Below are 12,815 nucleotides of genomic sequence, written 5' to 3'. Positions count from 1 at the left end.
AGCGAGCTAGGATTTTCGGGCCGGGACGAATTTCAGTTCGGATGATTTTCAGATTGACCCGGTCGGGCCGTTCGCGTGACGCGGCTCTCTCGTTTCCACTGGGCCCCCTCGCCGGGGCCGTTTCTTTGGGAGGTCCGTCGCTGCGACCTGTGGATAGCTAAGGAGACGAGACTGCCGGGGGATATGAAAGAGGACGCCAACTGAGGCGGTCTATTTCTCTCCCAGCAATTTGCCGGTCGCCTTATTGATGAAGTGTATCTTGGCGCAGGCTAAGCACTCGACGGCCTCGTAGTCCTCATCGTCCGCGTCATCGTCTTCCAGCAAATGTTGGACGTTTTCACTGGTGCTAGGACATCGAAAGATGATCGGCTTTGCCATGGGCACATTGTCGCGGTCGCTGCACCCTATGACTTGATGCCCGTCAACGCCTCGCCGTGCTGATCTCGGGCTGGCCGATCACGCGGGCGCGCAGATCCAGGAACTCGCGCCGCTCAGATGCCGAAGCGGCGCGCCGGCGCTCCGAACGGGAGGACATTCCAGAATGAAAGAGGCCGCCAACTGAGGCGGCCTTACTGTCAGGTCTGCGATTGAAGGCTGGGAGCGCGCAACCATTCGGTCATGCCTGCACCAGCTTCAGCTTGTCGGGCAAGCTTTAGCAGTGCTTCTTTCTCGATACCTGGGGAGAGTGCTGCGGCCTGTTGGCGTAGCTGTCTGGCGCGCTCTAGAAGTCTTTCTTCAAGTGAATTTGTCTGCTTCACACGGCGACGTTTCGGACCCATTTCCCTTTCCCTCGTTCGGTTTCCTGCCCGGAACGGGGAACTTAATTTTCAGACGAATGTAAGGTTCCTAGCGGCGCTTAGCTATTGGAGCCAGAACTGATCGCCCGCTCAACCTCGTCGGCCAGCGCGCGGTGGTGAGCCGCCAGTTTGGCGAACAGCTCTTTCTTGGTCGCGTTGGTCGCGAGCTTGCTGATTAGTTCGCACTCCTCAGCCTCAACCCGAAGCTTCTCCAAGTGCGCCTTCATGTCCTTCATTGACGATCCCCGCAGTCCTGACCGAACCCCATAGTGGGAAGACAGCGCCGGCCGTCAATCTCATGCGCTAGTTGAGATAGGAACTCCGTTCACCCACGGAGAACCCCGGGCGGCAACTGGCACAAACTGCATAGTGAATCTTATGGCCGTATAACATCCGGGGATGGGCAGAACATTCCGTGACCGCCACACGGTAAATCCTACCGAGGACGTCAGCTAGGCCGTGGTTTCTGTTCGCTTAAACCGAACTAGGACACTTTCAAAATCAACTTAGGACGCAGGGCTTAAATACGGACAGCACCCGCATGTCGGTACTGGCCGAAAGAGGCCGCCAACTGAGGCGGCCTTACTGCTTGGTGCGCTTGGTCTCGAATGAGAACTTAGCTTCAAATAGCGGTACGCTGCCGTCACGAACCTCGACCACTAGATATTGCGCGAAGGGGCTGCCGTCAGTAGAGCGCATCTGTTGCCTAAGCAGATCGGCGAGGGCATACGCCGCTTCGTCTTGCGCATCGCTCATCGATGCAAGGTCGGTGCCCTCTTCGTCGGCCGACACTTCATCGAGAACACGTAAATCGAAATAGTAGGCGGACATAGGACCGCTCCGTCTCTAGGCCGGAGCATTAGTCTCTCTCTCAGCCAACGACGCCTTATGGAACCGACGCCGATGGAACAGAGCCGGAGCCGGTGATGCTTGGTAAGCGGTCGCAAGGTCGAAGCGTTCCTAGGGAGCAAATAAAGCTACGCCGCCCGTTTGAAACTCTTACAGGCGGCGCGGCCTTCCAGCCCGAGAGGGTACTAACAAAATCCCGGTTATAGGTCAGTCTTGCCGGTTCAGAGTAAGGTTCACCAATACTTCGGACCTCACAAGGCGGCCGCACCACGTCCTCTTGGTCATCGCACCCGGTCAATCCGGCGCGCCGAGCGTATCAGGATGCAACTCGCGCTTTTTGCCTTGCAGATCGGCCAGCAATCTAGCGATGCCGTCCAATGTCCTTTCATCAGTAACGCGCACCGCAAGTTCGGTGTAATGCGCGATCCTCTTATCTAGCTCAATGCACTGCTCACACATGGATCAACTGCTCCCGCCCGGAGAGGAAGTAACCCATGTTACTTTTTGTTCCTGTGTCTACCTATGGAGAACCACGTAGGGAAAGAGTTTGCCGCCCTATAGAGACTGGTTATGCCCAAGACGGGGCGTAGGTCAGTAGTCCTACTGAGACCAGCCCCAGACATTCCGGCCAAACGATTTAGGACACTGCGAGATTCGAATTAGGACACTCGGGGTCAAATACGGACAGCGCCCGCATGCCGGAAAGAACATATTGCGAACATAGAACAAACGTGGTACGAGGTTCCTATCAACAACGCATTCCAACTGATCTCACCCGCCCGTTTGTCCCGCTAGCGAATCCTCGCCATAAGGAGCACATCCCAAATGTCCGCCACCGCACTGCGTATCGTCGAAGGATCCTCCATGGACAAGTCCAAGGCCCTCTCAGCCGCGCTCTCCCAGATCGAGCGCCAGTTCGGCAAGGGCTCGGTGATGAAGCTCGGCAAGAACGACCGTTCGATGGACGTCGAGACGGTGTCGTCGGGATCGCTCGGGCTCGATATCGCGCTCGGCGTCGGTGGCCTGCCGAAGGGCCGCATCGTCGAGATCTACGGGCCGGAATCGTCGGGCAAGACCACGCTGGCGCTGCACACTGTGGCGGAAGGCCAGAAGAAGGGCGGCATCTGCGCCTTCATCGACGCTGAACACGCGCTCGATCCGGTCTATGCCCGCAAGCTCGGCGTCAACATCGACGAGCTGCTGATCTCGCAGCCGGACACCGGCGAGCAGGCGCTGGAAATCTGCGACACGCTGGTGCGCTCGGGTGCGGTGGATGTGCTGGTGATCGACTCGGTTGCGGCGCTGGTGCCGAAGGCCGAGCTCGAGGGTGAAATGGGCGATGCGCTGCCGGGCCTGCAGGCGCGGCTGATGAGCCAGGCGCTGCGCAAGCTCACCGCCTCGATCAACAAGTCGAATACGATGGTGATCTTCATCAACCAGATCCGCATGAAGATCGGCGTGATGTACGGCTCGCCGGAAACCACCACCGGCGGCAATGCGCTGAAATTCTATGCCTCGGTCCGCCTCGACATCCGCCGCATCGGCGCGATCAAGGAGCGCGACGAGGTGGTCGGCAACACCACCCGCGTCAAGGTGGTGAAGAACAAGCTGGCGCCGCCCTTCAAGCAGGTCGAGTTCGACATCATGTACGGCGAGGGCGTCTCCAAGATGGGTGAGATCCTCGACCTCGGCGTCAAGGCCGGCCTCGTCGAGAAGTCCGGCGCCTGGTTCTCCTATGACAGCCAGCGGCTCGGCCAGGGACGCGAGAATTCCAAGGCCTTCCTGCGCGCCAATCCCGACATCACCACCAAGATCGAAGCCGCGATCCGGCAGAACTCCGGCCTGATCTCCGAGCAGATCCTCGCCGGCACGCCGGAGCGTGACGCCGACGGCGAGGAGCCGACGGAAGAGTAAGGCTCAATCATTTCGCTGCAAGCGGGCGCTGAGGACGTTGAGTTGCCGACGTCTTCGGCGCCCGTTTTGTTTTGGGTTCGGCGAGGTTGGATGATGAAGCGTTTGATTCTGACTGGTTCCGGTATCCGTCTCGCGCGCTCAGGTCTGGCAGAAGCGGTCATTGAATTTCGCTTTCGCTTCGTTGGGGGGCCGTTGCCCCCGGCAGAAGAGTTCGAAGATTATTTTGGCGCGCGTTCAGGCCAGGGCCCGGGTCGTCATTGGTCGGATTGGTGTTCATGGAGATTGTTCTCCGATGAAGCGCGGGCTCGCAGGCACCTTTCGTTCGTCGAATATTGCGAACCGTATGACGTTATCGAGCTCTGGTTCGAACAATATCCGAACGATCAGCTGCAGCTGGCCTTCCTTCTGGCTTTTTTCGGATATCATCCCGAGACAGCGGCCAGATTGAAGTTGCGTCTTGTTGATTTCGATCTGACGATGCCGGCTGAACAGATGCCCGAGCCAGAGGATGTGTTGACGGTCGACGTCGGCCCGGTCGAACTCAATACCGGAAGTGCAATCTGGTCGGCGTATCGCGCAGCCACCCCAATGCCTTTTCTGGATTGCTTGCAGAGTGACCTTAGCTCACTGCCATTTCTGAGGTCGGCGCAGCTTGCCTTGGTTGCAGAATTGCCCTCCCGCACGACGGGGCTTGGCGCAACTGAAATGCGACTTCTTGAGCTGATCGCACGTTACGACGGCTTTTCAGCGCTTGGACTCCTTCATCGTTTCTGGCGCCCCGGAAATGTGTTCGGGGAACTCGAACTTTTCTCATTGCTCGACGGCCTCACGGATGGTCCGTCGCCTGCAGTGACCGATCTCGAACGACCGCAGAGCAAAAGGAGTTGGTACGCGCGCTACGCTGCAAGCTATCCGCGGCTGACCGAGTTCGGCGAAGCGATCATCGCGCACCAGGAAGACTTCAGCAGCCATAACCCGATCGATCGCTGGTGGGGCGGCACGCACCTCACCAACGACAATCTCTGGCGCATTGCTCCGACGCTGACCAAGCCGTAGTCAACTCAACCTGGCGCCAGCGCCTTCTCCCGGCTTGCGACCAGCGCCCGCAGATCCTCCGTGACGGCGACCGATTGGTGGGTTGTCTGGTCGGTCGCGACCCAGATGATCTCGCCGGTGGCGCGCAGGTCGTCGGAGCCCTTGGCGAAGATCGCCAGCGCCAGGTTGATCGAGGAGCGGCCGATCCGCGCGACCCGGACGCAGACCTCGATGTCCTCGTCGAACCGGATCGGCGCCTTGTACTCCACCACCGACTTCACGGTATGGAAGTCGATGCCGGTGCGCGCCACTTCGCCGAGATAGTCGTAGCCGAGCGCGCGGAAATACTCCGTGATCGCGGTGTCGAAATAGGTCAAATAATGGGCGTTGAACACCACGGCCTGCGCGTCGACCTCGGAATAGCGGACGCGAAACGGGAAGTGAAACCAGAATTCCTCGCGCATGTCTCCTCCTGCCGCAGCGTCGGTCGCTCCCGCGCATTCCCTGCGATGGCGCGAATCGCGGACCCGTTGGCTCTACCCGTCTGACCGACTGGATCTAGTGCCTGCGGATGACCAGTCGCCCCAATCCCTACTGTGCATGGGGTTGTTTTTGACGTTTTGAACCGGACCTCGTAGCAACCATCCCCGGTGGACGGTTGCTACGACATCCCGCAACAGAGGCCGCGCTACTCTGCGGCTTCCGCGTAATCTTCGATCGGCGGGCACGAGCACACCAGGTTGCGATCGCCGTAGACATTGTCGACGCGGCCGACCGGGCTCCAGTATTTGTCGGAGCGCGACACGCCAGCCGGGAAGCAGCCCTCGGCGCGGGTATAGGCCCGGTCCCACACATCGTCGGCGATGTCGTGCACGGTGTGCGGGGCGTGGCGCAGCGGCGAGGCCTCGACCTTCCAGCGGCCGCTCTCGATCTCCGCGATCTCGTTGCGGATTGCGATCATGGCGTCGCAGAAGCGGTCGATCTCGAACTTCGATTCCGATTCCGTCGGCTCGATCATCAGCGTGCCCGCCACCGGGAAGCTCATGGTCGGCGCGTGGAAGCCGTAGTCGATCAGCCGCTTGGCGATGTCGTCCACGGTGACGCCGCTGGTCGTCTTCAGCGCCCGCGGATCGACGATGCATTCATGCGCGACGCGACCGCGCTCGTTGCGGTACAGCACCGGGAAATGCGGCTGCAGCTTTGCTGCGATGTAGTTCGCATTGAGGATCGCCACTTCGGTGGCGCGCGTCAGCCCTTCGCCGCCCATCATCAGGATGTAGATGTAGGAGATGGTCAGGATCGACGCCGAGCCGAACGGCGCGGCCGACACCGGGCCGATGGCGTGCGCTGTCGCACCGTCTGTCGAAGGATGGCCCGGCAGATAGGGCGCAAGATGCGCCTTGACGCCGATCGGACCCATGCCGGGGCCGCCGCCGCCATGCGGGATACAGAAGGTCTTGTGCAGATTGAGATGGCTGACATCGGCGCCGTAGTCGCCGGGCCGCGAGAGCCCGACCTGCGCGTTCATGTTGGCGCCATCGAGATAGACCTGCCCGCCATGCGCATGCACGATGTCGCAGATCTCGCTGATATGCTCCTCGAACACGCCGTGGGTCGACGGATAGGTGATCATCACGGCGGCGAGGTTGGCCGAATGCTTCTCGGCCTTGGCGCGGAGATCATTGACGTCGACGTCGCCGCGCGCGTCGCAGGCGACCACCACGACGTCCATGCCGACCATCGCGGCCGAGGCCGGGTTGGTGCCGTGCGCGGAGGAGGGGATCAGGCACACCTTGCGATGCGGCTCGCCGCGCGCGAGATGGTAACCCCGGATCGCAAGGAGTCCGGCATATTCGCCCTGCGCGCCGGAGTTCGGCTGCAGCGACACCGCGTCATAGCCGGTGATGTCGCACAGCCACTGCTCCAGCCGCTTGAAAAGCGCGTGATAGCCCTTGGCCTGATCCGTGGGCGCAAACGGATGCAGATTGCCGAACGCCGGCCAGGTCAGCGGGATCATTTCGGTGGTGGCGTTGAGCTTCATGGTGCAGGAGCCGAGCGGGATCATCGCGCGGTCGAGCGCGAGGTCGCGATCGCTGAGCTTGCGCATGTAGCGCAGCAGTTCGGTCTCCGAACGGTGCGTGTTGAACACCGGATGGGTGAGGAAGGCGCTGCTGCGCCGCAGCTCCTTCGGCAGCGCCTCGCGTGCGCCGGCCTCGATCTCGGCAAAGCTCAGCTTGCCGCCGAACACCCGCCACACCGCCTCGACGGTCTCCGGCGTGGTGGTCTCGTCGAGCGCGATGCCAAGCGTGGTCGCGCCGATCCGCAGGTTGATCCGTTCCGCCTGCGCGCGCGTAACGATCTCGATCTGCTTCGTGCCGGCTTCGACGGTCACGGTATCGAAGAACGCCTCGCTGGTCGGCGTAAAGCCGAGCTTGCGCAGCCCGGCGGCGAGCACGGTGGTGCGGCGATGCACGCCGCGTGCGATATGGGTCAATCCCTCGGGCCCGTGATAGACCGCATACATCGAGGCGATCACGGCGAGCAGCACCTGCGCGGTGCAGATGTTGGAGGTCGCCTTCTCGCGGCGGATATGCTGTTCGCGGGTTTGCAGGGCGAGGCGATAGGCCGGCGCACCACGCGAATCCACCGACAGGCCGACGATGCGGCCGGGCAGCGAGCGCTTCAGCGTGTCGCGCACCGCCATGTAGGCGGCGTGCGGCCCGCCATAGCCCATCGGCACGCCGAACCGCTGTGCCGAGCCGATCGCGATGTCGGCGCCGAGCTCGCCGGGTGAGGTCAGCAGGGTCAGCGACAGCAGGTCCGCGGCAACGATCGCAAGCGCCCCCTTGGCGCGCAGCGATGCGATCGCCGGCCGGAGATCGCGCACCGTGCCGGTCGTGCCCGGATATTGCAGCAACGCGCCGAGCACGTCGGCCTTGTCGAGCTCGGTGAGGGGATCGCCGACCACCAGCGCCCAGCCCAGCGGGGCGGCGCGCGTGCGCATCACGGCGAGCGTCTGCGGATGCACCTCCTTGTCGACGAAGAATACCTTCGCCTTGACCTGCGAGTGGCGCTCGGCGAGCGCCATCGCTTCGGCGGCCGCGGTCGCCTCGTCGAGCAGCGAGGCGTTGGCGACGTCGAGCCCGGTGAGGTCGCAGATCATGGTCTGGAAGTTGAACAGGGCTTCGAGCCGGCCCTGGCTGATCTCCGGCTGATACGGCGTGTACGCCGTGTACCAGGCCGGGTTCTCCAGGATGTTGCGCTGGATCACCGCCGGCAGGATGGTGCCGGAATAGCCTTGGCCGATCAGCGACGTGAATATCTGGTTCTGCGCGGCGAGCTCGCTCATATGCGCGAGCGCCTCGGTCTCGCTCAGCGCGCGGCCGAGATCGAGCGGCGCCTTCTGGCGGATCGACGCGGGCAGCGTCTCATTCATCAGCGCCTGCAGGCTCGCGGCGCCGACCGTCTCCAGCATCGCGTTGACGTCGCGCGGTGAGGGGCCGACGTGGCGGCGGACGAAATCGGTGGCGGCTTCGTTGATCGGCTTGAAGGGCGCGTTCATGGCGTGATCCTTTAGGCGGTGTGCGCGGCGTAGGCGGCCTCGTCCATCAGGCCGCCGAGCTCGCCCTTGTCGGCAATCTTGAGCTTGAAGAACCAGGCTTTGCCGCCGGCATCCGAATTGACCAGCGCGGGCTCGGCGGCGAGCGCCTCGTTGACCTCGATCACCTCGCCGGTGATCGGCGCGTAGACGTCGGAAGCGGCCTTGACGGATTCGACGACGGCGGCGGCCTCGGCCTTCTTCAGGCTGCGTCCGACCTTGGGCAGTTCGACGAACACGACGTCGCCGAGCTGCGACTGCGCGTAGTCGGTGATCCCGATCGTGGCGACGTCGCCCTCGATGCGGAGCCATTCGTGGTCGGACGTGTACAGCGTCGTCATGGAGAGATCCTCTGGCGTTTAGCGTTTGTAGGTATTGGGAACGAAGGGCGTGGACGCGACTTTCAGCGGCAGCCGCTGGCCGCGCAGTTCGGCGAAAACGGTGGTGCCGGCGGCGGAAAGAGCGGTCGGCAGATAACCCATCGCAACCGGTGCATTGAGGCTCGGGCCGAAGCCGCCCGAGGTCACCTTCCCGATCTGCTCGGACGAGGTGGCATCGGCAAACAGCGCGGCGCCCTCGCGCACCGGCGCGCGGCCCTCAGGCTTCAGACCAACGCGGCGGCGGGAAGCGCCTTGTGCGAACTGGCCGAGAATCTTGTCGGCGCCCGGAAAACCGCCGGCGCGAGCGCCGCCGCTGCGGCGGACTTTCTGCACCGACCATTCCAGTGCGCCTTCGACCGGCGTCGTCGTCGTGTCGATGTCATGGCCGTAGAGGCAGAGCCCGGCCTCGAGCCGCAGGCTGTCGCGCGCGCCGAGCCCGATCGGCAGCACGTCGGGATTGTCGAGCAGCGCAGTGACCAGGGCCTCCGCCTTGTGGGCCGGAACGGAAATCTCAAAACCGTCCTCGCCGGTATAGCCGGAGCGTGAGACGAAGCAGTCGATGTCGGCGACGCGGCGCGGGCCGGCGTCCATGAATTTCATCGAACTGACATCTGCACAAAGCTTCGCCAGAGCCGATTCGGCCTTCGGGCCTTGCAGCGCGATCAGCGCGCGGTCAGCCAGCGACAGGATCTCGCAAGCATCGGTGAGATGCGCGCGCAGATGCGCCTCGTCCTCGGCCTTGCAGGCGGCGTTGACCACCAGGAACAAATGATCGCCGAAATTCGCGACCATCAAATCGTCGAGCAGGCCGCCGTCATCGTTGGTGAATTGCGCGTAGCGCTGCCGTCCCGGCGCGATGCCGGCAATGTCCTGCGGCACCAGTTTTTCCAGCGCCAGCGCCGCGTCGCCGACCTTGCCGGATTTGGCCCTCAGCACGAGCTGTCCCATGTGGGACACGTCGAACAGGCCGGCGTCCTTGCGGGTGTGCAGGTGCTCCTTGAGCACGCCGGCCGTGTACTGCACCGGCATGTCGTAGCCGGCGAACGGGACCATCTTGGCGCCGCGCGCCAGATGCAGCGCATGCAGCGGGGTCTGTTTCAGCGGGGAAGTTTCGTGCGCAAGCATCACAGGGCCCTCGCGGTTCCCACGGGGACCTATTTCCCCTTGAGGAACCTGCAGAAAGCCCCATCTGTCGCTGTGCCTGAGAGTATTATCCCGTCGGCGGACGCAATCGGGGACAACCCCAGCGCCTCTTTCCAGATGTCAGACGTCACGCGGTCCTTTTGCCTGAGAGTTTCCGGGGCGGTTGCTCCTTCGGCGCCGGCCCAAAGAAAGGCCGGTCTCTCCCGACGTGACGGGTTAACAGGCCAGTAGAAAACACGCCGCCGCCAAGCCTGTCAACGCAGCTGCAACAACTATCCAATGGGCTTTGTGCTGCCGCGGCAAGCCCATGATCCGGCTGCACAGTTTCTGGACACCGCAGCTGGCAATGTCTAAAAGCGTTCGGCCGGAAATGACGCCTTTTTGCGACTGGCCGGCCCCATTTTTCCGATTGGATGAACATGAGCAGCGTCAACGACATCAGGTCGACATTTCTGAACTTCTTCAAGGAGAACGGCCACGAGATCGTGGCGTCGTCGCCTCTGGTGCCGCGCAACGACCCGACCCTGATGTTCACCAATGCCGGCATGGTGCAGTTCAAGAACGTCTTCACCGGCGTCGAGAAGCGCGGCTATCAGCGCGCCACGACCTCGCAGAAATGCGTCCGCGCCGGCGGCAAGCACAACGACCTCGACAATGTCGGCTACACCGCGCGCCATCTCACCTTCTTCGAGATGCTCGGCAACTTCTCGTTCGGCGACTACTTCAAGGAACGCGCGATCGAGCTCGCCTGGAATCTGATTACCAGGGATTTCGGGCTGAAGAAGGACAAGCTGCTCGTCACCGTCTACCACACCGACGACGAGGCGGCCGGCTACTGGAAGAAGATCGCGGGCTTCTCGGACGATCGCATCATCCGCATCCCGACCTCGGACAATTTCTGGGCGATGGGCGACACCGGCCCGTGCGGTCCGTGCTCCGAGATCTTCATCGATCGCGGCGAGCACATCTGGGGCGGACCTCCCGGCAGCCCGGAAGAGGATGGCGATCGGTTCCTCGAATTCTGGAACCTGGTGTTCATGCAGTACGAGCAGGTGACGAAGGAGGAGCGCGTGGCGCTGCCGCGTCCCTCGATCGACACCGGCATGGGCCTGGAGCGTATGGCCTGCATCCTGCAGGGCGTCGAGAGCGTGTTCGAGACCGATCTGTTCCGCCATCTGATCGATGCGGCTTCCTCGGCGCTCGGTCATGGGCCGAACGCGCAGAACGTCGCGTCGTACCGGGTGATCGCCGACCATCTGCGTTCGTCGGCGTTCCTGATCGCCGACGGCGTGCTGCCCTCGAACGAGGGCCGCGGCTACGTGCTGCGCCGGATCATGCGCCGCGCGATGCGCCATGCGCAGCTGCTCGGCGCGAGCGAGCCGCTGATGCATCGCCTGGTCTGGGCGCTGGTCCGCGAGATGGGCCAGGCCTATCCGGACCTGGTGCGCGCGGAGAAGCTGATCGAGGAGACGCTGCAGCTCGAAGAGACCCGCTTCCGCAAGACGCTGGTGCGGGGCCTGTCGATCCTCGACGAGAAGAGCGCCGGCCTCAAGAAGGGCGACATGTTCGACGGCGACACCGCGTTCACGCTGTACGACACCTACGGCTTCCCGCTGGATTTGACACAGGACGCGTTGAAGTCGCGCGGCATCAGCGTCGACCAGGCATCGTTCACCGATGCAATGAACCGCCAGCGCGAGAAGGCGCGCGCCTCCTGGGCCGGATCGGGCGAGGCGGCAACCGAGACGATCTGGTTTCCGCTGCGCGAGAAGCTCGGCGCAACGGAGTTTTTGGGCTATGAGACCGAGAGCGCGGAAGGCGCGGTGACGGCGCTGGTCAAGGACGGCGCCGAGGTCGATAGCCTCAAGGCCGGCGAGAGCGGCGCGATCGTGCTGAACCAGACGCCGTTCTACGCGGAGTCCGGCGGCCAGGTCGGCGATATCGGCGTGCTCACGGGCGAGGGCGTCAAATTCCGCGTCACCGACATGCAGAAGAAGGCCGGCGATCTGTTCGTGCATGTCGGCACGGTGGAGCAGGGCACGCTGAAGGCCGGCACGGCGCTGCAGCTCGAGGTCGACCACGCCAGGCGTTCGTCGATCCGCGCCAACCATTCCGCGACGCATCTGTTGCACGAGGCGCTGCGCCAGGTGCTCGGCGATCACATTGCGCAGCGTGGCTCGCTGGTCGCGCCCGATCGCCTGCGCTTCGACTTCGTGCATCCGAAGCCGATCACGCCCGAAGAACTCGCCCGGGTCGAGGACATCGCCAACGATGTCGTGCTCGAGAATGACGAGGTGACGACCCGCGTCATGGCTGTCGACGATGCCCGTGAGGCCGGTGCGCGTGCGCTGTTCGGCGAGAAATACGGCGACGAGGTCCGCGTCGTCTCGATGGGCAAGAGCGCCCGCGAGCATGGCCAGAACGCGCTCGGCTGGTCGGTCGAGCTCTGCGGCGGCACCCATGTCCGCCGCACCGGCGACATCGGCCTGATCTCGGTGACCAGCGAGAGCGCGGTCGCCTCCGGCGTCCGCCGCATCGAGGCGCTGACCGGGCGTCATGCGCGCAAGCATGCCAACGACACCATGGCGCTGGCCAAGACCGCGGCGGCCGAGCTGCGCACCACGATCGAGGACGTCCCGGCGCGCATCACAGCGCTGATGGAGGAGCGCAAGAAGCTCGAGCGCGACCTGTCCGATGCCCGGAAGAAGCTCGCGATGGGCGGCGGCGGTGCGTCGAACGGCGCGGCCTCGGCCGTTCGCGAGGTCGGCAATGTCAAGCTGCTGGCGCGCGCGGTCGAGGGCGTCGAGACCAAGGATTTGAAGAGCCTGGTCGATGACGGCAAGAAGCAGATCGGCTCCGGCGTGGTCGCGATCGTCGGCGTCACCGAGGACGGCAAGGCCGGCATCGTGGTCGGCGTCACCGCCGATCTGACCTCGCGGTTCAACGCGGTCGAACTGGTGCGCAAGGGCTCCGAGGTGCTCGGCGGCAAGGGCGGCGGCGGCCGGCCCGATATGGCGCAGGCCGGCGGGCCCGATGGCGCCAAGGCCGACGCCGCGCTGTCGGCGATCGAACAAGCGATGGCCGGCGCCTGACGGAAGG

The 12,815-nt window shown here is 63.6% G+C and carries 11 protein-coding genes and 1 riboswitch; of the genes, 3 read left to right on the top strand and 8 right to left on the bottom strand.

The window, feature by feature from the left end:
• Positions 1-575: 575 nt before the first annotated feature.
• The 4 genes from JQ507_21505 to JQ507_21490 form a co-directional block, all read right to left on the bottom strand.
• Positions 576-779, bottom strand: coding sequence for a hypothetical protein (locus tag JQ507_21505; GenBank protein ID QRI67543.1), 204 nt, complete (start codon positions 777-779; stop codon positions 576-578).
• A gap of 77 nt (positions 780-856) precedes the next feature.
• Entirely contained in the window at positions 857-1,033 is a 177-nt protein-coding gene (locus JQ507_21500) for a hypothetical protein (protein QRI67542.1), read from the bottom strand.
• Between the two features lie 346 nt (positions 1,034-1,379).
• Positions 1,380-1,628 (bottom strand): hypothetical protein, encoded by a 249-nt coding sequence (locus tag JQ507_21495; GenBank protein QRI67541.1) that lies wholly within the window; start codon positions 1,626-1,628, stop codon positions 1,380-1,382.
• Positions 1,629-1,940: 312 nt separating this feature from the next.
• Positions 1,941-2,105, bottom strand: coding sequence for a hypothetical protein (locus tag JQ507_21490; protein QRI67540.1), 165 nt, complete (start codon positions 2,103-2,105; stop codon positions 1,941-1,943).
• A gap of 366 nt (positions 2,106-2,471) precedes the next feature.
• On the opposite strand from JQ507_21490, the gene recA reads away from it, so the two are divergent.
• Positions 2,472-3,560 carry a recombinase RecA gene (gene recA, locus JQ507_21485; protein QRI67539.1) on the top strand — a complete coding sequence of 363 codons (1,089 nt, stop codon included), beginning with the start codon at positions 2,472-2,474 and terminating at the stop codon, positions 3,558-3,560.
• Between the two features lie 93 nt (positions 3,561-3,653).
• On the top strand, positions 3,654-4,616 hold the full coding sequence (locus tag JQ507_21480; GenBank protein ID QRI67538.1) for a hypothetical protein: 963 nt from the start codon (positions 3,654-3,656) through the stop codon (positions 4,614-4,616).
• A 5-nt stretch (positions 4,617-4,621) separates the two neighbouring features.
• On the opposite strand, the gene JQ507_21475 is transcribed toward JQ507_21480, so the two are convergent.
• The 4 genes from JQ507_21475 to gcvT all read right to left on the bottom strand — a co-directional run bounded on the left by JQ507_21475 (position 4,622) and on the right by gcvT (position 9,698).
• A complete protein-coding gene (locus JQ507_21475; protein QRI67537.1) occupies positions 4,622-5,059 on the bottom strand; it encodes an acyl-CoA thioesterase in 438 nt (145 codons plus the stop codon).
• 224 nt (positions 5,060-5,283) lie between these two features.
• Entirely contained in the window at positions 5,284-8,157 is a 2,874-nt protein-coding gene (gcvP, locus tag JQ507_21470; protein ID QRI67536.1) for an aminomethyl-transferring glycine dehydrogenase, read from the bottom strand.
• Between the two features lie 11 nt (positions 8,158-8,168).
• On the bottom strand, positions 8,169-8,534 hold the full coding sequence (gene gcvH, locus JQ507_21465) for a glycine cleavage system protein GcvH (protein QRI67535.1): 366 nt from the start codon (positions 8,532-8,534) through the stop codon (positions 8,169-8,171).
• Between the two features lie 18 nt (positions 8,535-8,552).
• Positions 8,553-9,698, bottom strand: coding sequence for a glycine cleavage system aminomethyltransferase GcvT (gene gcvT, locus JQ507_21460; protein ID QRI67534.1), 1,146 nt, complete (start codon positions 9,696-9,698; stop codon positions 8,553-8,555).
• A 140-nt stretch (positions 9,699-9,838) separates the two neighbouring features.
• Positions 9,839-9,933: riboswitch (glycine riboswitch) on the bottom strand.
• Positions 9,934-10,135: 202 nt separating this feature from the next.
• Between gcvT and alaS the strand changes: the two genes are divergently transcribed.
• A complete protein-coding gene (gene alaS, locus JQ507_21455) occupies positions 10,136-12,808 on the top strand; it encodes an alanine--tRNA ligase (GenBank protein ID QRI67533.1) in 2,673 nt (890 codons plus the stop codon).
• Positions 12,809-12,815 lie beyond the last annotated feature (7 nt).

The sequence above is a fragment of the Bradyrhizobium sp. PSBB068 genome (assembly GCA_016839165.1).
Classification (GTDB): Bacteria; Pseudomonadota; Alphaproteobacteria; order Rhizobiales; family Xanthobacteraceae; genus Bradyrhizobium.
Note: the sequence above shows the minus strand (reverse complement) of the source record. Positions and strands in the feature narration are given on the sequence as shown.

Bases quoted from the DNA above. Each gene is read 5' to 3' on its own strand.
- JQ507_21505 (QRI67543.1), bottom strand. From the start codon at position 779: ATGGGTCCGAAACGTCGCCGTGTGAAGCAGACAAATTCACTTGAAGAA.
- JQ507_21500 (QRI67542.1), bottom strand. From the start codon at position 1,033: ATGAAGGACATGAAGGCGCACTTGGAGAAGCTTCGGGTTGAGGCTGAG.
- JQ507_21495 (QRI67541.1), bottom strand. From the start codon at position 1,628: ATGTCCGCCTACTATTTCGATTTACGTGTTCTCGATGAAGTGTCGGCC.
- JQ507_21490 (QRI67540.1), bottom strand. From the start codon at position 2,105: ATGTGTGAGCAGTGCATTGAGCTAGATAAGAGGATCGCGCATTACACC.
- recA (QRI67539.1), top strand. From the start codon at position 2,472: ATGTCCGCCACCGCACTGCGTATCGTCGAAGGATCCTCCATGGACAAG.
- JQ507_21480 (QRI67538.1), top strand. From the start codon at position 3,654: ATGAAGCGTTTGATTCTGACTGGTTCCGGTATCCGTCTCGCGCGCTCA.
- JQ507_21475 (QRI67537.1), bottom strand. From the start codon at position 5,059: ATGCGCGAGGAATTCTGGTTTCACTTCCCGTTTCGCGTCCGCTATTCC.
- gcvP (QRI67536.1), bottom strand. From the start codon at position 8,157: ATGAACGCGCCCTTCAAGCCGATCAACGAAGCCGCCACCGATTTCGTC.
- gcvH (QRI67535.1), bottom strand. From the start codon at position 8,534: ATGACGACGCTGTACACGTCCGACCACGAATGGCTCCGCATCGAGGGC.
- gcvT (QRI67534.1), bottom strand. From the start codon at position 9,698: ATGCTTGCGCACGAAACTTCCCCGCTGAAACAGACCCCGCTGCATGCG.
- alaS (QRI67533.1), top strand. From the start codon at position 10,136: ATGAGCAGCGTCAACGACATCAGGTCGACATTTCTGAACTTCTTCAAG.